The 20,422-nt window shown below is 43.5% G+C and carries 19 protein-coding genes; 10 read left to right on the top strand and 9 right to left on the bottom strand.

The genetic code is table 11. The features are described 5' to 3' along the window. Positions 1-27 precede the first annotated feature (27 nt). From BLR43_RS04385 to glnE, 4 genes are all read right to left on the bottom strand, one after another. Positions 28-894, bottom strand: coding sequence for a glycosyltransferase (locus BLR43_RS04385; protein ID WP_093069075.1), 867 nt, complete (start codon positions 892-894; stop codon positions 28-30). A 73-nt stretch (positions 895-967) separates the two neighbouring features. Continuing rightward, entirely contained in the window at positions 968-1,804 is an 837-nt protein-coding gene (locus BLR43_RS04380; RefSeq protein ID WP_093069074.1) for a glycosyl transferase, read from the bottom strand. A 106-nt stretch (positions 1,805-1,910) separates the two neighbouring features. Then, the gene (locus BLR43_RS04375; protein ID WP_093069073.1) at positions 1,911-2,840 is read right to left on the bottom strand and encodes a branched-chain amino acid transaminase; all 930 of its coding nucleotides are present in this window, start codon (positions 2,838-2,840) and stop codon (positions 1,911-1,913) included. 309 nt (positions 2,841-3,149) lie between these two features. Next, positions 3,150-6,014 carry a bifunctional [glutamate--ammonia ligase]-adenylyl-L-tyrosine phosphorylase/[glutamate--ammonia-ligase] adenylyltransferase gene (glnE, locus tag BLR43_RS04370; protein WP_093069072.1) on the bottom strand — a complete coding sequence of 955 codons (2,865 nt, stop codon included), beginning with the start codon at positions 6,012-6,014 and terminating at the stop codon, positions 3,150-3,152. 678 nt (positions 6,015-6,692) lie between these two features. Here glnE and tusD point away from each other — a divergent pair. Genes tusD through BLR43_RS04350 form a run of 4 tightly spaced genes read left to right on the top strand, consistent with a single transcriptional unit; the run spans position 6,693 to position 8,272 of the window. Then, positions 6,693-7,157, top strand: coding sequence for a sulfurtransferase complex subunit TusD (gene tusD / locus BLR43_RS04365; protein ID WP_093069071.1), 465 nt, complete (start codon positions 6,693-6,695; stop codon positions 7,155-7,157). A gap of 52 nt (positions 7,158-7,209) precedes the next feature. Further along, a complete protein-coding gene (locus tag BLR43_RS04360) occupies positions 7,210-7,533 on the top strand; it encodes a hypothetical protein (RefSeq protein ID WP_071001450.1) in 324 nt (107 codons plus the stop codon). A gap of 53 nt (positions 7,534-7,586) precedes the next feature. Beyond that, positions 7,587-7,916 carry a hypothetical protein gene (locus BLR43_RS04355; RefSeq protein WP_093069070.1) on the top strand — a complete coding sequence of 110 codons (330 nt, stop codon included), beginning with the start codon at positions 7,587-7,589 and terminating at the stop codon, positions 7,914-7,916. Beyond that, positions 7,913-8,272: a TusE/DsrC/DsvC family sulfur relay protein gene (locus BLR43_RS04350; RefSeq protein WP_071001448.1), complete on the top strand. Its 360-nt coding sequence runs from the start codon at positions 7,913-7,915 to the stop codon at positions 8,270-8,272. The genes BLR43_RS04355 and BLR43_RS04350 overlap by 4 nt, the downstream gene beginning before the upstream one ends. Positions 8,273-8,364: 92 nt before the next feature. Here the strand turns inward: BLR43_RS04350 and BLR43_RS04345 are convergent, their stop codons facing one another. Then, positions 8,365-8,925 carry a tRNA (cytidine(34)-2'-O)-methyltransferase gene (locus BLR43_RS04345; protein ID WP_093069068.1) on the bottom strand — a complete coding sequence of 187 codons (561 nt, stop codon included), beginning with the start codon at positions 8,923-8,925 and terminating at the stop codon, positions 8,365-8,367. A gap of 261 nt (positions 8,926-9,186) precedes the next feature. Here BLR43_RS04345 and BLR43_RS04340 point away from each other — a divergent pair, with 261 nt between their 5' ends. Then, complete coding sequence (locus BLR43_RS04340; protein WP_071001446.1) at positions 9,187-9,327, top strand: entericidin A/B family lipoprotein; 141 nt, start codon at positions 9,187-9,189, stop codon at positions 9,325-9,327. Positions 9,328-9,435: 108 nt separating this feature from the next. Here BLR43_RS04340 and hemW read toward each other — a convergent pair whose 3' ends face one another. Continuing rightward, on the bottom strand, positions 9,436-10,701 hold the full coding sequence (gene hemW / locus BLR43_RS04335) for a radical SAM family heme chaperone HemW (RefSeq protein ID WP_071003584.1): 1,266 nt from the start codon (positions 10,699-10,701) through the stop codon (positions 9,436-9,438). A 520-nt stretch (positions 10,702-11,221) separates the two neighbouring features. Here hemW and BLR43_RS04330 point away from each other — a divergent pair. From BLR43_RS04330 to accC, 4 genes are all read left to right on the top strand, one after another. Next, positions 11,222-11,710: an EVE domain-containing protein gene (locus tag BLR43_RS04330; RefSeq protein WP_093069066.1), complete on the top strand. Its 489-nt coding sequence runs from the start codon at positions 11,222-11,224 to the stop codon at positions 11,708-11,710. Between the two features lie 345 nt (positions 11,711-12,055). Further along, a complete protein-coding gene (locus BLR43_RS04325; RefSeq protein ID WP_093069064.1) occupies positions 12,056-13,423 on the top strand; it encodes an MATE family efflux transporter in 1,368 nt (455 codons plus the stop codon). A 241-nt stretch (positions 13,424-13,664) separates the two neighbouring features. Then, on the top strand, positions 13,665-14,093 hold the full coding sequence (accB, locus tag BLR43_RS04320) for an acetyl-CoA carboxylase biotin carboxyl carrier protein (protein WP_071001444.1): 429 nt from the start codon (positions 13,665-13,667) through the stop codon (positions 14,091-14,093). A 125-nt stretch (positions 14,094-14,218) separates the two neighbouring features. Next, the gene (gene accC / locus BLR43_RS04315) at positions 14,219-15,580 is read left to right on the top strand and encodes an acetyl-CoA carboxylase biotin carboxylase subunit (RefSeq protein ID WP_093069062.1); all 1,362 of its coding nucleotides are present in this window, start codon (positions 14,219-14,221) and stop codon (positions 15,578-15,580) included. A 162-nt stretch (positions 15,581-15,742) separates the two neighbouring features. Here accC and BLR43_RS04310 read toward each other — a convergent pair whose 3' ends face one another. Both BLR43_RS04310 and leuA read right to left on the bottom strand, forming a co-directional pair. After that, the gene (locus tag BLR43_RS04310; RefSeq protein WP_071001442.1) at positions 15,743-16,363 is read right to left on the bottom strand and encodes a hypothetical protein; all 621 of its coding nucleotides are present in this window, start codon (positions 16,361-16,363) and stop codon (positions 15,743-15,745) included. Positions 16,364-16,642: 279 nt separating this feature from the next. Further along, entirely contained in the window at positions 16,643-18,427 is a 1,785-nt protein-coding gene (gene leuA, locus BLR43_RS04305; protein WP_071001441.1) for a 2-isopropylmalate synthase, read from the bottom strand. A gap of 221 nt (positions 18,428-18,648) precedes the next feature. Between leuA and BLR43_RS04300 the strand changes: the two genes are divergently transcribed. Next, entirely contained in the window at positions 18,649-19,137 is a 489-nt protein-coding gene (locus BLR43_RS04300; protein WP_071001440.1) for an Lrp/AsnC family transcriptional regulator, read from the top strand. Positions 19,138-19,159: 22 nt separating this feature from the next. Here BLR43_RS04300 and BLR43_RS04295 read toward each other — a convergent pair whose 3' ends face one another. Continuing rightward, on the bottom strand, positions 19,160-20,416 hold the full coding sequence (locus BLR43_RS04295) for a YbfB/YjiJ family MFS transporter (protein WP_093069056.1): 1,257 nt from the start codon (positions 20,414-20,416) through the stop codon (positions 19,160-19,162). Between the last annotated feature and the right edge of the window lie 6 nt (positions 20,417-20,422).

Genomic DNA, 20,422 nt, shown 5'->3' with positions numbered 1-20,422 from the left:
AAGGCTTATCATTGCTTCATTAAAAAACTAGCGTTTAAATAGCTTCGAAAAAAATGATTTAGAAGCGTGTGGACGAGTCACCTTATTACCGGTATACCTTTCTTGAGATTTTTTAGGAAAATGACCGAAAGGTTCCACCCTATAACTGTCTAAATCGTATCCAGCAGCAAGTGCTTCGTTATAATATTCATCAAAAACCTCAGATAAATCCTGCCTCGGGTGGGACATTATTTTACCGTCAAACCAGTGCTCGATACCTTCTTCACTGACTCTAGGTAATGAATATTTATGACTGAACTGCGTACCCATATCTGAATAATGCAAAATCCTAATATCTTCTAACGCTAAGTTTTCGCCATCTATACAGTTGTAACTATCCTGATAAGGCTCAATGAGCTGATTATTATCTTTAAATACAGCCATCATTTCTTTATGGCTTTTGGGATCTTTCCTGAGTTTTTTAATTGGTAGGACAATGTTTTTTGCCGCCTTGCAATCCCATACGCAGGTACACAACCGAGTCATATCCGCATTAGTCTTAGCAGCTACAACAGACTGTCCTTCAATAGGATGGTGCCACAGCTTTGCCAAATCATCTAAAATAATGACATCAGCGTCCATGTAGATGGCACGACCAGAGTATTGACAGTACTCTGGAATTGCCCAGCGAAAGCCTGAAAAAGGCGTTGACCATTTAGTGGTATTCCAACCCTCTCCAGTCTCAGGATTAGAATACCAATAGCTATTAGGATCACGTGACAGCTGCATCCATACTATCTCAACGGGTACACTGGTATGTTTATGAATACTATAATCTAATACCATCATCTGCTCTAGATCACAGTTATTTGGGTCACAACCAACAAAGACTTTAATAGTATCTTCTGTATTCATAATTTTATCCGTTCACTGACTAATGTTTATCTTTGCTAATGCAATGCGATAATACTCAAATATATAATGGGACCTATTCTTTCCAGTACTTTTCGATCCACCCTACCGGCAAGATAAAATGACGCAAGTGACGTAGCGGTCTTTTTAGATTTTTGGGCTCAGTTAATCTTTTTAAGTGATCTTTGGCATTGTTAGCAGCATTTTTATTGTACTTACCTTCAATCGCATGTGTCGGATATAGATCTCCTGGGAAAATAACAATTCGAGCACCTTTAGGAATCTTTGGCTCTTTGATGTAGTTAAGTGGGAACGGTTGACGGCATTTGCGTCTAAAATGCGCAACCCACTTTTTCGGAAATAACTTAACCCCGCCTGGGGCGTTACGCGTCACAAAGCGCTGCTCAAAACGATATTTGTCCGCGATGCCTTGTGGATCTGCTTTAAACTTCTCTTGAAGAGATACTAACGACCCTACCTGAAAGCGGAAGCAAGAAGTCTGGCCGAGGCGCTCTAGCGGGTTACTTGGGTTATAAGATAAAATAACATCGTCCGGCTCGCCGTATTCAAAGAAAGGATCGAGACTATCTACTATAATCACATCCAAATCTACAAATAATACTGTTCCTGTCAAATCACCTAACTTCTCACCCCACAAACGTGATTTTGGCCACTTGCCAAGTGTGTTGGTTGGCATAGTGACATCTAATGGTGGCAATTCTTGACATTCAATTTCTGGACGTACATCGGTGGTATCATCGGTAAAACAGACGAAACGAAATGGTGGCGTGATATTACGCGATACCATGCCATATAGTTTATTGGCGTAATCAGCCCCGTACTTTGTACCCCATTTAATACAAATAATTTGTTTGATATCTTTATTATCTGCTGTACTAGAATCTATTGCCATGGACTGCTCACTTTAATCTTAAGAATAAATATGATGGCTATATTAGCATAAAAAAAAGACTGAACAATTATGTTCAGCCTTTTTGGTCTTTAAACTAACGACTTTATTAGTCAATAAAGCTTAACCAGTCCATATACTGCTCATTACGACCATGTACCACATCGAAATATAGAGTTTGCAGTTTTTCAGTGATCTCGCCGCGGCCACCATTACCAATGACACGATCATCATATTCACGGATAGGAGTCACTTCAGCAGCCGTGCCAGTCATAAAGATCTCGTCAGCTAGATAGAACTCATCACGAGTGATGCGGCGCTCAACGACTTTGATACCCAAATCTTCAGCAAACTGAATGATAGTGCGACGGGTGATACCGTCAAGTGCGCCGCCCGCCAAATCTGGCGTATGTAGCACGCCATTTTTTACCAAGAATAAGTTCTCGCCAGCGCCTTGACATACATACCCTTGCGGATCCATCAAGATAGCTTCGTCATAACCATTACGAGTGACTTCTTGGTTGGCCATGATAGACACAGGATAGTTGCTTGAGGCTTTTGCCTTACACATAGTGACGTTTGGCATATGATGCGTGAATGAAGAGGTTTTTACACGGATACCATTTTTGATACCTTCCTCACCAAGATAGGCGCCCCAGTGCCACGCAGCAACCATAGCATTGATGCTATTGTCACGCGAAGATAAGCCAAGCTTTTCTGCACCTACCCAAATAAGCGGACGAATATAGGCTTCTGCCAAGTTGTTTTGCTTGACCACATCTTTATGTGCTTGCTCTAGCGTCGCCGCATCAAACGGCACGTCCATTTGAAAGATTTTTGCCGAACCAAGGAGACGTTCGGTGTGTTCCTTTAGGCGAAAAATAGCGGTGCGGTTGTCAGCTGTTTGGTAAGCGCGTACGCCTTCAAACACAGCCATGCCATAATGCAAGCTATGGGTAAGCACATGAACGTTGGCATCTGGTTGTTCAATTATTGTGCCATTCATCCAAAGCTTACCATCTTGTGTTGCCATATTCATTTTATAGTCCTTATGCTAGCACTGACGTCTAACTTTTTTTAGGTAGGTTTTATTTAATAGTATTGATCAACATCGTGTGATAATACTGCAGCGTTCATTTTTATTGCTCAAATACCGCTTCATTATGACGAACACTTGACTGTATTATAATGATGTGTGACCGATTATATCACTGGCCGTGTTGGCAAATGAAATCTTTTGGTTTGAGACCCTATAGTTTTTAATTACGGTTTTTAATTATCATAAGGCCTTACAGTTTAAGCGCCTCTTTGGCTATCGGCAAGGCCTTAATAAAAACAAATCTCATAATTATTCTTTGACAGATTTTACGCCCATTAGATGCTGCCACTGTGCTTGTACCAGTGCGCGTGTTTCTTGCCAAAGCGACTCATCGACCAATAATGATTGCTCTGATAGTGCCAGTTGATGAGTCGCAGCACGTATTCTAAGATAAGCATCTGTTAATGCCTGACAAACTTGCTCCTCCCAAATACCAAGTGAAGCAACTTCTTCAAAAATACGGACATTATCACTCCATTTGGTCAAGCTTGGATGCTCATGTGAATAGGCCAATACCGCAAACTGCGCTAAGAATTCAATGTCTACAATACCGCCTGCATCTTGTTTGAGTTGAAACTTGCCCGCTTGCTGTTGCCACTGGCTGGTGCCTAAGTGCTTCTGCATTTTGATACGCATACTGGTGACCTCAGAGCGTACTTGCTCTAACGTCCGCGGCAGCGCCAGCACATCTCGGCGAATGTCACAGAAGCGTGCAGTCACTCGTCTGTCACCACAAATCGCCCGAGCGCGCACCAGTGCTTGATGCTCCCATGACCACGCTTTGTCCATTTGATAAGTTTCAAAGGCATGACAGGACACGACCATCATGCCAGCGTTGCCCGACGGACGCAGACGCATGTCAATCTCATATGCCCTACCATCTCGCGTTTGGGTATTGAGATAATTCATCAGCTTTTGTACCAGACGTGCGGCAAACTTCATGCCACTCACTGACTTCTCACCTGTGGTCATGCCCTGCTCTTTTATCTTATGTAAGAATACCAAATCCAAGTCGGAAGAATACGAGAGCTCTAAACCACCAAGCTTGCCATAACCGATAATCGCAAAACCACAGTCAGCCTCAGTGACTGGATCGCCATCTTGACCGATAGGATAGCCATAACGATTGACGATTTCGGCAAACGCTCGCTCTAGCGCGGCTTCTAGTACCACTTCAGCAATATAAGTCAGTGAGTCTGAGACTTTCATGATTGGACGCTCAGCCAACACATCGCTGGCAGCCACAGCCAACACTTGGTTTTTCTTGAACAGTCGCAGCACACTCAGTAGCTCTTCTTCGTCATTGGGTTCGACACGCAATAGCTGTTGGCGCAGGATGTCACGCAGCTCAGGCTTATCTGGCAGGTGGCGATAGTGTTGCTGTAAAAAGGTGTCTAACAATACAGGATACTGTGCCAACTCTTTTGCAATCCACGGGCTCGCCGAGAGCATCGGAATCAGCTCAATCGTTGCATTGGGGTTTTCTGCAATCATGACCAAGTAGATTGAACGTCGGCAAATGGCTTCAAGCAATGCAATCAATCGCGGTAAGGCAGCATTGGCAAGTTTTTGCTGCTCTTGATGGGCTAATAGCGCATGGACAATGACAGGATACGCATCATCTAAGCGCTCTCGGGCCTCCTCGCTGAGGTTGGCAACCATCTTTGATTGCCAAAAATTCTGCAATAACTCGCGATTTTCTTTTGTTAGTACCTCATTTAAACGCGCAATTTGCGCTTCTAAATGCTCAGGCTCTAGATCAGTATCATCATTGTCAGGTACTTGACGCTCTGTCACCATACGTTCAAATGGCACATTAACATTGTCTCGATGAGCATTTAATTGGGTCAGTAATGCCTGCCAATCATTAAACCCAAGCGTCACTGCAAGATTATGCTGCCAATAAGCATCATGCGGCAGTCTTTGGGTTTGCTGATCGTTAATGGCTTGAATCGCATGCTCAAGTCGACGCAAAAACCGATACGCGGCTTGTAAGTTATCGTAGGTAATCTGCTCTAGATATCCAAGCTCACGCAACACTTGCATCGCCTCCAAACAAGGCTTTACCTGTAGCTGAGGATGCCGACCACCGTAGATCAGCTGAAACGCTTGTACAATAAACTCAATATCTCTGATACCGCCCGCGCCAAGCTTAATATTGTCTAGATCTTCACGCTGTGCAACTTGATTTTGAATGAGCGACTTCATCTCCCTGAGTGCTGAAAACGCGCTGTAATCCACATAATAGCGAAAGACAAATGGTTTGATTAGCGCCTGAATCGCATCATAAAATGGCTGATCTATCTGCCCAACGACTCGTGCTTTTAACCAAGCAAAACGCTCCCACGCGCGTCCATGCAACGCAAAATATTTCTGTAACGCTGAGAGATGGATGGCCAAATCACTGCCATCACCCCATGGACGCAAGCGCATATCAACCCGAAAGACAAAGCCGTCAGCCGTTTTATTATCAAGCAGCTTAATAACCCCTTGACCCAGACGAGTCATAAAACGTTTATTGTCTATGCTACGCGTGCCCTTTGCCTTGTCACCATTGGTTTCGCCGCGCGCTTGATGTACAAATATTAGGTCAATATCGCTCGATAAATTCAGTTCCTGAGCACCAAGCTTACCCATGGCCATGATGGCCATATCATCGATCTGCACATTGCCTTGTTCATTGATAAAGGTTGGCTCACCGTATTTAGCAATCAAATGCTGATAGGTATAGTCCTTGGCAAAGGAGATACAACCGCCTGCAAACTCTGATAGCTCATCAGTCAATTGCTCAAGACTAATCATCTGCAAGGCATCTTGCCAAATCCAGCGCATCATTAACAGCTTACGCAAATTACGTAAGCCACTCATGACTTTCGTTTCATCGGCGAGTTGATAGTTTTCATCTAGCGTATAATCTTGTATCAGATCATCGATTTGCTGACGAGTCAGCGTACTGTTCAGTGGGTAGCTACGCAAAAATGTTTGGCAGGAAACCGTTCGGCTCTCCCAAATTTGATAAGCAAACTCACTGGCTGTTTGCAGTACTTGCAGTTGCTCTGCTGTCGGCTGATAATCTGTACCACTGTTCATACGTGAGGGCATAGCAGGTAACATAGTGACAAAAACTCCTTACATAGAATGGTAAGACTACGTGAACCCAACTCATAAGTTTATTGTTTTTTCTTACGAGACAGTCACAGCATCAGATGAACATACTCAATATATCATTACAAAACATAAAGCCCTGTTTAGTAACAGTGACTCTATTTGCTTTGAGCCGCTTTATGGTAGCATAAACATCTTTAATCGAAATGCTTTGAGACAGCTTCATTGCAGCGCACCTTTATACTCAATAAAAATAGCGTTTTGACTCAATGGTATTAAGAAATATTAGGGCGTGTTGAACATTCGACCATGGCACTGACAGCGACTATTTTTTAGGCGATTCGATGTTAAAAATAATAAGTTTAGTCATTCTAAGCGCTTATTTTTAACGATGAAGCGGCAAAACAGAGTCCTGTCCCCTGCTTTTATCGTTGGGGCTAATGCTAAAATTGCCCCATACTGCGTTACAAATCTCGCTAAGGCATCTGCATTATCGTCGCTTTGTGCCTTGTCTGGAACAATTTTAGCGATCAGCAGTGCCTATTTGCGAATGTTCAACACGCCCTAAAACTCGACTATAAATCGATTAGATTACTTTACACAAAACATTTATAGCCTTTCAATAATATTGTCTCACCCTTATAACACTCTCTAAACGCTTATTTATAATATGTGATACTGTCCCCTATGACTACTACCCCGCTACTACTCATTACCGCTGATCCTAGTCACCCATTAGCGCATTTAGCATTACGTTATGCGCGCGCGTATCTTAAGAGCGCATCAGCTGATCATAATATCGACAGTCACGCAGACGATATCGTCAATAAAGAAGGCATCGACAATCCTATCACCAAACGGCCATTGCTCAATGTCTTTTTTTATGGGGATTCGGCGCATCTGGCGAATCGGCTACTCTGGCAGTCCGCTGATCAAATGAATTTGACCAAAGAATGGCAAATGTTGGCTGAGCGCTATCAGTTGCCACTGCCTGTTTGTGTTAGCACAGCTCTTAGCCGCGGTGTGAGTGACACAGATAACAGTACCCGCCATCAGCTTGATGGTGACAATCTGGCGACAGGATTTACGTTGGTGGGACTCAGTGAGCTCGCTCTGATGATGCAGGATGGCTGCCGCTTAATAAAGTTTTGATAGCGTACCCATTACGACATTAGCCTGCGATAAATATATTTAGGAATACATGATGAGATTATTAATCCAGCTGCATACACCCACCGAAGCAGCAAGCTACGAAGGCTGCGCTCTGGCACTGACATTAGCGACATTCGGTCATGAAGTGCAGCTGTACTTGGATGCACCTGTTTTTGGCTTATTGATGCAGCCTGAATCACGTTTGCACGGTATGATTCAGTCGCTTGATCTTTACGACATGCCAGCGGCTTGGCTACCTGATGATGTCTTTAGTGGTTGGGTGATTGGGATGCTGCCAGTAGATCTGACTTCACAGCTCATGCTGGTGCCAGAAATGATCCGCTCGCAAGATTTTGAGCAGATTTTAACTTTTTAATTGGCAATATAATCAGACTTATAAAATAATAAAGTACACACTTGGACACTGTTATGGCAACTTTATATCAATTACACAGCACGATGGATACCCTCAGGCGCAGTGCTGAAGAGATGTCTCGCACTTGGCGTACTGGCGACAGTATTATCTTACTTGGCACCACAGCCGCTTTTATTGACTGGCTCAACGCCTATTTGAATGATAGTGAAATAGATAGTATTGCAGGTATTTATGCATTAGCCGATGATATATCGCAGCTGACAGTTAACACTGCTGGCAAGCTAAATTTAGAGAGCAAATTGACTGATATTTTAACGGATGAAGAATGGATTAGCCTATCTCAGGATAGTCAGTTTGATAAAGTGGTGACGATTGCCTTATGACGACTCATACCTCTACGACAACTCATACTGCCACAGCATCGACCGATATTGCATTAGATCAAGATGGGCATTTGTGTGACCATACGATTTGGACACCTGTTATCGCACAACAACTAGCAGACACGCTAGATGTCAGCCTAACGAGTGAGCACTTACAAATCTTGCAGCAAGTGCGCGCGTTTTTTGTCAAATTTAATCATGCGCCAGCGACTCGCCCATTGATTAAATGGCTACAGAAAACTTTGCCTGGGTACGATATTAGCAATCAAAAACTACAACAGCTATTTAATACAGGATTGGTTGCGCGCCATGTCAATCGTCTAGCTGGACTACCCAAGCCGCCCAATTGCCTATAAAAGTGTCTTTTTTAACTGTAGCTGCTTACCAAGTGAGCACTGATGAATAAGTCATATCATCGACTCATTTGGTACATCGCTACTTTGGATCGCTATTTCGGATCGTAGACTGTCAGCGTTTCATAACCGACACTTCGTCCTTCATCACCCAAAAATCCTTGCTGTCGCCATATTTCATACAAACATATGGCGACACTATTGGATAAATTGAGACTGCGCGAATCAGCCAACATTGGTAATCTCAACCAATTATCAGCACCGATATCTTCTCGTATATCATCTGCCAGACCTGCTGTCTCAGAACCGAATACCAGCGCGATATTGGGCATGGTTTTATTGTCAGATTTTTCACTGTCTGCTTGCCCGCCAAAATCATAATCATAGAATGGTTTGCTCAGTTTGGTGGTCAATGCGGTGACAATATGGCAGTCGGCGGCTTGCAAGGCTTGCCTCGCTGCAGCCCAATCTTCGTGCACCTGCAAATGTGCATATTCGTGATAATCAAGGCCTGCGCGGCGTAGTTTTTTGTCATCAAGCTCAAACCCCAGCGGTCTGACTAAATGCAGCTGCGCGCCGCTGTTGGCACACAGTCGAATAATATTGCCAGTATTACTCGGCATTTTTGGGGCGACCAACACGATATGAATGGACATATTTGTTTACTCCACAACTAGTCGATGCTCTGTTATTTAAATTTATGAGCGGTAGGTAATTAAAAGTTACAGTTTACTGCCAATAATTACATTTTGATACTGTGCAGGGTTTTTAACTTTCACTATGATGTCTGTAATGGATAGCGAGATAGCATTTATGTATGACTGTCTCATCCAATACCCCTTCAGTGAAGCTTGAGCAAGATACTTAGCGTCACTGTTGTTATTTATAACCATTCATTTATCTTTGAGGATACTATTATGAAAAAAGTAATCATCGCATCTTTAGCTGCTATGTTTGTTCTAACTGGTTGCAACACGTTTAAAGGCCTTGGCCAAGACGTATCAAGCGCCGGAAATGCTGTAACTGGCAGCGCACAAGACGTACAAGATAAAATCTAAGGTCTGCTTTTTTTAGATTTTTTGAGGGACTTACTATTTTGTAAGTCCTTTTTTTTGGTCACGAATTCTTTATTCTAAGTAGTTACTGCACATACACTTTATCAGATGCTACAAAAAAACACGCAATATCTGATTGAGATAACGCTGACCTAACAATGTTGGTTGCAGCTGAGTTTTACTATCTATCAGTAGCCCTTGCTTAATCAACTTGTCTACTTGTGTGGTAACGCTTTCAAGCTTAAGCCCTGTTCTCTGCTCAAACAACGCCCAAGCGACACCGCCATGTAAGCGTAATGCGTTCAACATAAACTCACTCACTAACTCTTCACTATCGATTGCCTGCCAACCAACCATTTTTGGTACGTTTTGAGTGCTCTTGGATGTTTCCGTCTCTATATCTCCTACATAATCTTTTGGCAAACGTGATTTGCTAAAACGATAGATGCCAGATTCTGCTAACAAATCGTTTTCTGATTTATCACTTTCCTTTGACGGCGCGCTACCTCTGTCTGCGTGACAATCAATCGTCACTTTACCATGTGCACCAGCACCTATTGCTAGATAGTCGCCAAACTGCCAATAGTTGATATTGTGACGGCAAGGCTTATCTGACTCGCCCGCCCACGCAGACACCTCATAATTGCTGTACCCCAGTTGCTGCAACAGCGCTTGCCCCGCTTGTTCGATATCTGCCAAGTTGTCTTCATCGGGTAAAATAGGCTGACTACGATAAAACACCGTGTTGGGCTCAATCGTTAATTGATACCAAGAGATATGCGTTGCGCCAGCATCGTGCGCCATTTGAATATCATTTAATGCTTCGTTCATGGTTTGCTGCGGCAGACCATGCATAAGATCGACATTGACTCGCGTAAATCCAGCAGCCTTAGCAGCGCGTATCGCTGATAACGCTTGTACAGGATCATGGATACGTCCAAGCACTTTGAGCTTATCAGCGTCAAAGCTCTGTACACCGATAGACAATCGATTGATACCAACCTCTAGATACTGAGCAAATGGTGCATGCTCGAGTGTTCCGGGATTGGCCTCCATCGTAATCTCAATGTCCTCTGCAAATTCAAAACATGACCGCAAACCAGAGAACAGTCGCTGATACTGAGCAATTGGCAATAGTGATGGTGTGCCACCGCCAATAAATATTGAGCTGATTTTACGCCCTTGCGCCAATGACTGTTGCATATTCGCATCCAAAAGGAGCGCATCGACATAATCATCATACATAGACAACTGACTGTTTATAGGCAGCTCATGCGAGTTGAAGTCACAGTAAGGACATTTTTTCACACACCACGGGATATGGATATAGAGCGACAGTGGAATGCTCGTCACCTCTACAACGCTAGTCTCTGTCATCTTTTCTGTGAGTTGTAACGTATCAAGGTTATTTGGCGAGCTATCAGCATTCATTTTGGACATAAATAAACTTATTGTGTAATGGGCAATAATGATCAGTATCAAAAGTATCGCTAGGATAACGGCTAGATGATATAAAGAAAAGCCTAACTGACGTAAAACTATTAACAAAGCCACGCATAAAGCCACGCACAAATTCCCTATTCACCATGGTAACTTGCAGGCAGTATATAAAAAGACTATTAACAGTACAGCATCCAAAGCGCAGCGCTGTATTCAGAATATAGTCAATCCTAAATAAAACAGATACATTATATATCAAGGTGGAACTGGTCTAAATTTTCCTTGCGTGCTGTGCCTACGCTGCTCGATGCTGCGAAAAATTTATCCCAGTCACACTGTATCGTTTTTATACTGAATTCACTATATAACCGTTACATTTGCGGCGCGCTTGAAATCTGCTTAATAAAAAACCACCCTGATAATATTAAATTTAAACATGAAGCAAAGGATAAGACATATGGCTTATTGGCTAATGAAATCAAACCCAAAGTTTTTTAGTATTCACGATTTACAACGGCTCGGTACAGATAGCTGGGATGGTGTCCGTAACTACCGCGCTCGCAACTTTATGCGCGACGACATGAAGGTTGGTGATCAGGTATTCTTTTATCATTCTAGCGCAAGACCCTCTGGTGTGGCTGGTATTATGACGGTCAGTCAAGCAGGTTACCCTGACCCCACTCAGTTTCATCCTGAGCATCGCCATTACGATCCTATTGCAACCGAAGAAGAACCACGCTGGTATATGGTGGATCTCACTTTTGAGCAAGCTTTTACAGAGGTGTTGCCGTTATCAGCGCTGAAATTTTTGCCTGCGCTTGAGGACTCTTTACTGCTGAGAAAGGGCTGCGAGCAATTAACGGTCATTCCATTAGAGCCCAAACACTGGCACGCGATTATGAACATGGCCGAGACACTCGAACTCCTGCCAGAACACACCGATTAGCTCGACCCTCTATCTACTGATTATCAATACCAAGGTAAAACAAGCCTAAGATGAATATTCATATAGCGCTTCTAAATCGTTGACATCATAGTCTGGCTTCTTTACCATCTTATATGTATATGACCTGTCAATCTACTGCTTGGATTGACGGGTTATTTTTATTTTAGTGCCTTCACTTTTATTTTCTGACTCCGTCTGTATAAGCTTGCTCATATTATTTGTCGGAGTATCATCGTCGGCACGACTCTTCTCATACTGTGTCAATATTGAATTGACGACGATATTTACTTGTTCATCGTTACTACTTTCATAACAATTACCGCAAAGAATAAAAAGTTGCTCACCATGGTTTTCCCATTATCTTTCAGAGATTTTAAAAGCTACAGCTTACGCTTAGGGGTACTCGCCCTCCCTATCTTGATTACTCAGTTTTGTCAAGCAGCGCTTGGGGTTGTCGATGCCATTATGGCAGGCCAAGTATCTGCGCTTGATTTGGCGGCCGTGGCAGTTGGATCTGGCATTTGGCTACCGCTGTTTTTATTAGCAACAGGTGTGTTGATTGCCACCACCCCTCTCATTGGTGAGGCTGTCGGTCAAGATCAGCATCACCATGTTCCTCATATTACTCAGCAGTCTTTGTGGACAGCAGGCGCTCTTGGCCTTATTGGTTTTATTGTTGTCAATTTGGCACCCAATGTCCTTGGCATCATGGGTGTGCCTGAGAATATTCAGCCTATAGCAACACAATATTTGCATGGTGTGTCTTTTGGTTTCCCTGCATTAGCTGTCTATGCTGTGTTACGCAGTTATTGCGAAGCGCTTGGTCGACCTGAGCCAGTGACGGTTATTAGCATTGTCGGTCTACTCGCAGATATTCCTCTGAACTATATTTTTATCCATGGTTTATTTGGCATGCCCGAGATGGGCGGCGCAGGCTGCGGTGTGGCAACAGCACTGGTATTGTGGATAAATGTGTTGTTACTGGCGGCTTATACCAGCGTCACCAAGCGGCGGGAATTTGCCAGCACTCGCTTTTTTTATGGATTTGCGAGTCCAAATCGCACACAGATCAAAAAACTTCTAAAATTGGGGATTCCTATTGGTGTCTCTATCTTTTTTGAGGCCAGTTTATTTAGTTTGGGCGCTCTTGTTATCAGTCCGCTCGGAGAGCTTGCAACAGCCTCACACCAAGTAGCGTTATCAGTGACGTCACAGCTGTTTATGATACCGATATCTGTTGCGATGGCACTCACGATTATGGTCTCAAATCGTTATGGTCAAAAAAACCTCTTAGCCTTACGTCAAGTACAAGCAACTGGACTTGTCTGGACCGTATTGATTGCGCTCACTTGTATGCTTGGTATATGGCTATTTAGACCAGAGTTGGCAGCAGCATTTACCGATAATCCAGCGGTTAGAGCGGAGTCGATGCACTTGCTCATCTTTGCCCTTGCCTATCAGTTATTTGATGGCTGGCAGGTCAATGTCGCTGGTATATTACGCGGCATGCAAGACACCACCATACCGATGTGGGTCACGCTTTTTTGCTATTGGTTAGTGGCGCTACCACTGGGTATCTATTTAGTGCGTTTCACTGATGTTGGCGCTCAAGGCTTTTGGATGGCATTAATCACTGGCCTATTCTTATCTTCTATTCTATTGACCCTTCGTTTGCGCTATCAGCAAAGACGTTTAACCGCGCTGTGGGGTTGAAACTGATTGATTAAAACGTCACACCTCATAACCATTGCTAGCGATATATGGTCACATAGACTATGATAAATCGTAGATGATTTCTTGCTAAAAAGATGGCTTACGTCAAAATATGTAAAAAATCTCAGTTAACAACTGTACATTGATTGCTCATTACTCTGAATCTAGGTATCATTAGCAACTAATTAGACAATATTTAGTTACACTATTTTCGAATTTAGTACAAGGTCAGATAAAAACTATGGATATTGAAAAAATACGCACCCTCATCGCCCTTATGGAAGAAAGTGAACTGGTTAATTTAGAAATCAGTTCAGACGATGAGCATATTAGCTTGACTCGTCACTATGATGCGCCTACACCCACCATGATGGCCGCACCAACTGCTAGCGCAGCGCCTATTGCTGCTGAAGGAAAACCTGCGGAAAAAGCGGGTAGCGTCGAAAACTCGCCAATGGTTGGTGTTTTCTATTCAGCGCCAAGTCCTAACGACCCACCATTTGTAAAAGTTGGTCAAAAAGTTCAAGCGGGTGATACTCTAGGTATTATCGAAGCGATGAAAATAATGAACCCTCTTGAAGCGACTCAAAGCGGTATTGTTGACGAAATCTTGGTAGATAATTCTGAAGTCGTACAGTTCGGCCAACCTGTCATACGTTATAAAGCGTAACGATATTTGCCATACTTTATTTCATTATGGCTGGTTTTTGATATAGGTATCGCATCAAAGTCAAATAACAGGATGCTAGATATCAAAACTTGGTCAATAACTGATGCTTCGACAAGGATGAACCCATGATAAAAAAATTGCTCATTGCCAATAGAGGTGAGATTGCCCTGCGTATCGTTCGAGCTTGTAAAGCGCTAGGTATCGAAACGGTAGGCGTCTACTCTACTGCTGATGCCAACTTGATGCACCTGCGCTTTGTTGATGAGGCAATTTGTATTGGTAAGCCTAATGCCAATCAAAGTTATCTTGATATCAATACCATCTTAACGGCGGCTGAAATCACTGGCGCGGATGCTATTCATCCCGGTTATGGTTTTTTGTCTGAAAATGCTGAGTTTGCTGAGCGCGTAGAAGAAGCAGGATTGACCTTCGTTGGTCCTAACGCTGACCATATTCGCTTGATGGGCAATAAAGTCTCTGCGATCAACGCCATGAAAAAAGCGGGCGTACCAACCGTGCCTGGCTCTGTGGGTGCCGTTACGCTGCACAATGCTGAAGAACAGGCACGTAATATTGGTTTTCCGCTATTGATTAAAGCGGCTTCTGGCGGCGGTGGACGTGGTATGCGTGTGGTTGAACGTTTTGATGAGCTGGTCGGTCAAGTGCAGGCTGCTAAGCAAGAAGCTGAGCTCTGGTTCGGTGATGACACCGTCTATATGGAACGCTACCTACAAAACCCGCGCCACGTAGAAATACAGGTACTGGGTGATGGCAATGGTAATGCCATCCACCTATATGACCGTGATTGCTCATTGCAGCGTCGTCATCAAAAGGTACTAGAAGAAGCGCCTGCGCCAGATATCCCAGATGATGTCCGCGAACCTATCTTGAAGGCCTGTGTGAGAGCCTGTGAGCTTGTAAAATACCGCGGCGCTGGTACGTTTGAGTTTTTGTTTGAGAATAATGAATTTTTCTTTATTGAGATGAATACGCGCGTACAGGTTGAACATCCAGTAACCGAGATGATTACTGGTATCGATGTCGTGGTTGAACAGCTAAAAATTGCAGCCGGCTATGGTTTATCTTATCGTCAAAGTGAGATTGAAATCCAAGGCCACGCGATTGAGTGCCGTATCAATGCTGAAGATCCAGCAACTTTTGTTCCTTGCCCTGGTACTGTCAATCAACTGTTTGCGCCAAGTGGCGCAGGTGTTCGATTCGATTCACATCTATACCCTGGCTATGAGATACCGACTTACTATGATTCACTCATTGGTAAGCTTATCTGCCATGGTCAAACTCGTCAGCAAGCGGTTGCTAAAACCTTACATGCATTAGATGAATTGATCATTGAAGGCATCAAAACCAATATACCGCTACACCGTGATGTGATTTTGTCAGATGATAATTTTGCCAAGGAAGCGCAAAACATTCATTATCTCGAAAGAGAGCTTCTAAACACAGACAAAGCCGAGAAAGAGGCATAGATCAAAACAGCGCTAAGCTGTAGTTTGCTTACTCGTACTGACTGGGACAGTAGTCATTTCCCATAAAAATCAATTTCCACAAAAAAAGCCGCTATCGATATAGCGGCTTTTTTATGCTTAGTAGATGTCGAATAACTCGTGCAATATGATACAAGCCACTTATTATGGCAATACTCTATTAAAAGTCATAAAGCACTCTGTACCGTCAGGATCAGCACACCACTGCATCTGATTGCCATCATGGTATAAAAACGCAATCAACGCTTCGTCACTTTGATCCACTTGGTTGCCTGAGCAGTCTACTTCGTTATTATCATAAATCGTCTTGATAGCGATGACGGGCAGGCCTTCTTCGCGGTGTGTGACTAGATAGCGACCGTATGTCCACTCTTTGCCACTGACCGCCCACATCTCATTGTCCGCGCCAAAATTATATAGCTCACGGCATTGGTTTGACTTATTTACGGATGCCATTAAGTTTTTGCGGCTTGTTGGGTCAGCGTTCACGATGCGCGCTTCACTTTGAGTGATTATGCCACCGTCCATATCAGCTACCACCTTAGGCTCTGAACTGTTTTTTTGCAGACTATTCGATGATGCCGCTTGCTGAGCTTTCGCGTCTTTGGTCATGGTGATAGAACTGTTTAAATCTATCTCCCACTGTCCTGTAATGGCTGGACTAATATGCGTAGTGATTGTCGGCTCAGTAACTGTCTCACCATTCACTGGCAATGAAGCCAGAATAGATGCCAATGTAAATGAAGCAAATGATATAGGTTCCATGATTAACCTTTTATTTATAATATTTTATATACATTAGCGTAAGTCGTAGACACCAAAAACACAAGTAACATTATGCTATTGGGCAAAATACCTTAATCCAAACGATAAGCAAAACCTTAGTCAGTAGTGACGTTGAAGTAAGATAATGCCCGATAATCTAGTCGCTTTCTACTCATAAAAAAATGACACCGTAGCTTTGCTTGTTGAGTACAAAGAGCTACGGTGTTATATATTTATGAAATCAAGACCAGTAAAGTATTACGATATAGTTATCTAATACTAAGCAGCTGCTACACTCAATGCTTGAGCAAAGGCTGATAACGCCCCTTTTAGCATGGCTGAGACCGTGCTACTACATGTACCGATGCCAGAGTACACTTCGCCATCTACATTCAGTTGAATATAAGCGGCGGCATTTGCATTGGTTTTATTATCACTATTGGTATCATCATCGATACCGTTACCACTATTATGATGCGGGTTAATGGCATGCTCTGCATAGTTAATAATATGCAATGATTTACCCGTATGCTGTGCAAGACCGTCGATAAACGATGATAATGGACCATTACCCGTACCATCGATATCAATGGTGTCGTTATTCATCTGGACTTGGCCGCTGAAATACACCTCACCGCCTTTGTTACTGACATTATAATCTAGTAACTCAAACTTACCTTGCTGCAAGTAGGTATCCTCAAAGGTTTGTAAAATTTCATCATTTTGTAATTCACGGGCAACCGCTTCCGCTTGCTTTTGTACCACACGGCTAAAGTCAATCTGCATCCAACGTGGTAGGTTAAAGCCATAATTACGCTGCAAGATATACGCAACACCACCTTTGCCCGACTGGCTATTGATACGTACTACATCTTGATAGCTACGACCAATGTGCGCAGGATCAATTGGCAAATAGGCCACATCCCACACGTTGTCAGTCTCAGTTTGGTTGTTTTCATTGTAATCGAGTGACTTCTTAATGGCATCTTGATGTGAGCCGCTAAAGGCGGTAAAGACCAATTCACCCACATAAGGATGGCGCGGGTGTAGCGGTAAGTTATTGCACTCGCTCACGACCTGTACGATTTCACTCATGTTGCTAAAATCAAGCTCGGGATCGATACCTTGGCTAAACAAGTTCATGGCCATGACCATAATGTCCATGTTACCTGTACGCTCGCCATTACCAAGCAACGTGCCCTCGATACGATCTGCACCTGCCAAAACACCCAATTCGGCTGCGGCTACAGCACAGCCACGGTCATTATGAGTATGAAGACTAATAATGACATGCTCACGCTGAGGAAGATTGCGGCAGAAATACTCTACTTGATCCGCAAAGACATTCGGCATAGATGCTTCAACAGTCGCTGGCAAGTTAAAAATCACCTCTTGGCCTTGTTGTGGCTGCCACACATCACAAACCGCATCACAAACTTCTACTGCGTACTCAGTCTCTGTTTGACTAAAGCTCTCTGGCGAGTACTGGAACACCCAATCTGTCTCAGGGTATTTGGCCGCATACTCTTTCAGTAGTTTGGCGCCAGTGATAGCAATTTCTTTAATTTCGTCTTTGTTTTTGGCATAGACTTTTTCGCGTTGTACACGGCTGGTTGAGTTGTAGACATGGACGACGGCGCGTTTGACGCCTTTTAATGATTCAAAAGTACGGGCGATCAAATGCTCACGTGCTTGTACCAATACTTGTAGCGTCACATCATCCGGTACGTGGTTTTCTTCGATAAGTTTACGGGTAAAGTCAAATTCAACCTGCGCCGCTGACGGGAAACCAATCTCAATCTCTTTAAAACCCACCTCTACTAAGGTCTTAAAAAAGCGCATTTTTTGTTCAATGGTCATTGGATCAATCAGTGCCTGATTACCATCACGCAGATCTACACTTGCCCATATTGGCGACTTCTCAATTGTTTTGCTCGGCCACGTACGATCTGGCAGCGATGGCGCAAAGGCAAATGGACGGTATTTACGGAAGTCAAAAGCGGCATTTTTCGGTGTAATCTTTGCAGTCTTTGCGACTGCCGTAGGCGTGGTTTGGTCAGACATAATCAATCCTTAGATGATATGGTTATTTGTATGTTTAGCTAGATGATTAGCTGTTGTTTAGAATTGTATTTATCATACGAGATAACGAGTAGTTACACCATAATAATAGCAAAGTTTAGCGAATAGAAACCTGCTATTTTTTACTTTATTTTCTATGATTTTAGTGAAAAAACCCAATTTAGTAGTTACAATCAACTAAATTCACTATTGAGGTACTAAAAATGCCAGAAAGTCATTTTAGAAGTATGGGCACAATAGATATAGATGACATCGATAAGCAATTATTGCGCTTGTTACAGACGCAGGCACGTATGAGTATTACGGAGCTTGCTGAGCGTGTCAATCTCTCTGCCACCCCTTGTGCCCGCCGTATTAAACGCTTAGAAGACGCTAATATCATTACAGGCTACCATACCAAAACCGATGCGCAAAAACTGGGCTATCCGCTTGCCGTGTTTATCGCCGTCAGTATGGATCGTCATACGGCTGAGCGTTTTGAGCAATTTGAGCGTAGCGTTCAGAGTTTTGAGGAAGTCGTGAGCTGTAGTATTGTCACAGGACGTACAGAAGACTATCTGATTAAAGTCAGAGTGCGTGATATGGCACATTATGAGGAGTTTTTATTGCATCGCCTCAATCGTATTGAGGGCGTTGCTCAAGTACATACCAGTTTTGAGCTGCGGGAGGTATTCAGCCGTAGCGTCGTATAGAGCGCTCATGGCGTTAAAAATGCTAAGCGAGCGTTGGTGACTGTCTACGAAACATTATTATCAAAATCAGTCCAATCATCAACCCAATAGCAGCGACCAGTAACCCTGCATTGAAATTGCCATCCTCTCCTGCCAATGCTACCGTCACCAAAGGTCCCAAGAACTGCCCTAGCGCATAGGCGAGCGTTGCCAATGCAATCAGTAAATTAGAATAAGCAGGATTGATGTTTTTAAACAACGTGAGGGTCATCGATACCATACCGACGAAGGTCAACCCTAGAATAATAGCATTGCCGTATAATCCAAGCGCACCATCAAACCATATAGGCAAACACATGCCAAACGCTTGTAATACCGTGAGACCCATTAGGGTTTTTACCTCACCGATACGTTTGGCAAGCGCACCCCATAACGGGTTTGATAGCATCGCAAAAACACCAACCACCAACCAAATCATCAATCCAGCATAGGTCTGTGTCGTTAAGCGCTGCGCTGCCATAACGGGCAGGAAAGTTGCTGAGCTGATATAACCAAATCCTGCCAATATATAACTGACAAAAAGCAAAGCAAGCGCTTTATGGTGTCCAGAAATCGCTTCATATAAAGAGCGTTTGAAGTTCAAATAGCTCTGATAAACGGACACGTGCTGATCATAGTCGGTCCGCTGTGATACTGAACTATCTACTGGTTTGGGTTTTATCGCGTAGAGGAGCCATATCAGCGGTAAACTGGTGCAGCCTGCAACCAGCCAAATCACATCAAAGTGATAGCCCAATGTTAGAAGCCACCATGTCACAATGGCAGAAGCACTAATACCAACACCAATACCTGCATAATGTACGGCCGAGAGTATAGAACGGCGCTCGGGGCTCAGGTTTTGAATCACAAACGATGAGCTCAATATCATCGCTACCCCGCTTGCAATGCCTGCGATTAGGCGAATGATATACCATAACGTGAGCGACATATTTGGTATAACGAGTAGCATTGTTGTGACAACACTGATTATTGCCCAAAGCGTCATCGCCTGCCATGTCGCACGCTGAGGCACAAACATAGCAATGAGGGCACCGATAAAATAACCGATATAGTTGATTGATGCTAGCCAGCCAGCAATCGTCGTTGATAGTGACAATTGCACCATAATATCAGGTAGAGTGGCGGTAAAGAGAAAGCGTCCATAGCCCATGACAACTGCCAAACAGTACATACCGATACAGGCAATGGCCGCTTCATTGGTGATGGTAGGAGCGACACGGCTTTTAATAGCAGTCATCATGACAGC

It is taken from the genome of Psychrobacter pacificensis (assembly GCF_900101915.1).
GTDB classification, from domain to species: Bacteria; Pseudomonadota; Gammaproteobacteria; order Pseudomonadales; family Moraxellaceae; genus Psychrobacter; species Psychrobacter pacificensis.
Note: the sequence above shows the minus strand (reverse complement) of the source record. Positions and strands in the feature narration are given on the sequence as shown.

Coding starts and splice junctions, on each gene's coding strand:
- BLR43_RS04385 (WP_093069075.1), bottom strand. CDS start 894: ATGAATACAGAAGATACTATTAAAGTCTTTGTTGGTTGTGACCCAAAT.
- BLR43_RS04380 (WP_093069074.1), bottom strand. CDS start 1,804: ATGGCAATAGATTCTAGTACAGCAGATAATAAAGATATCAAACAAATT.
- BLR43_RS04375 (WP_093069073.1), bottom strand. CDS start 2,840: ATGAATATGGCAACACAAGATGGTAAGCTTTGGATGAATGGCACAATA.
- glnE (WP_093069072.1), bottom strand. CDS start 6,014: ATGTTACCTGCTATGCCCTCACGTATGAACAGTGGTACAGATTATCAG.
- tusD (WP_093069071.1), top strand. CDS start 6,693: ATGACTACTACCCCGCTACTACTCATTACCGCTGATCCTAGTCACCCA.
- BLR43_RS04360 (WP_071001450.1), top strand. CDS start 7,210: ATGAGATTATTAATCCAGCTGCATACACCCACCGAAGCAGCAAGCTAC.
- BLR43_RS04355 (WP_093069070.1), top strand. CDS start 7,587: ATGGCAACTTTATATCAATTACACAGCACGATGGATACCCTCAGGCGC.
- BLR43_RS04350 (WP_071001448.1), top strand. CDS start 7,913: ATGACGACTCATACCTCTACGACAACTCATACTGCCACAGCATCGACC.
- BLR43_RS04345 (WP_093069068.1), bottom strand. CDS start 8,925: ATGTCCATTCATATCGTGTTGGTCGCCCCAAAAATGCCGAGTAATACT.
- BLR43_RS04340 (WP_071001446.1), top strand. CDS start 9,187: ATGAAAAAAGTAATCATCGCATCTTTAGCTGCTATGTTTGTTCTAACT.
- hemW (WP_071003584.1), bottom strand. CDS start 10,701: ATGACAGAGACTAGCGTTGTAGAGGTGACGAGCATTCCACTGTCGCTC.
- BLR43_RS04330 (WP_093069066.1), top strand. CDS start 11,222: ATGGCTTATTGGCTAATGAAATCAAACCCAAAGTTTTTTAGTATTCAC.
- BLR43_RS04325 (WP_093069064.1), top strand. CDS start 12,056: ATGGTTTTCCCATTATCTTTCAGAGATTTTAAAAGCTACAGCTTACGC.
- accB (WP_071001444.1), top strand. CDS start 13,665: ATGGATATTGAAAAAATACGCACCCTCATCGCCCTTATGGAAGAAAGT.
- accC (WP_093069062.1), top strand. CDS start 14,219: ATGATAAAAAAATTGCTCATTGCCAATAGAGGTGAGATTGCCCTGCGT.
- BLR43_RS04310 (WP_071001442.1), bottom strand. CDS start 16,363: ATGGAACCTATATCATTTGCTTCATTTACATTGGCATCTATTCTGGCT.
- leuA (WP_071001441.1), bottom strand. CDS start 18,427: ATGTCTGACCAAACCACGCCTACGGCAGTCGCAAAGACTGCAAAGATT.
- BLR43_RS04300 (WP_071001440.1), top strand. CDS start 18,649: ATGCCAGAAAGTCATTTTAGAAGTATGGGCACAATAGATATAGATGAC.
- BLR43_RS04295 (WP_093069056.1), bottom strand. CDS start 20,416: ATGATGACTGCTATTAAAAGCCGTGTCGCTCCTACCATCACCAATGAA.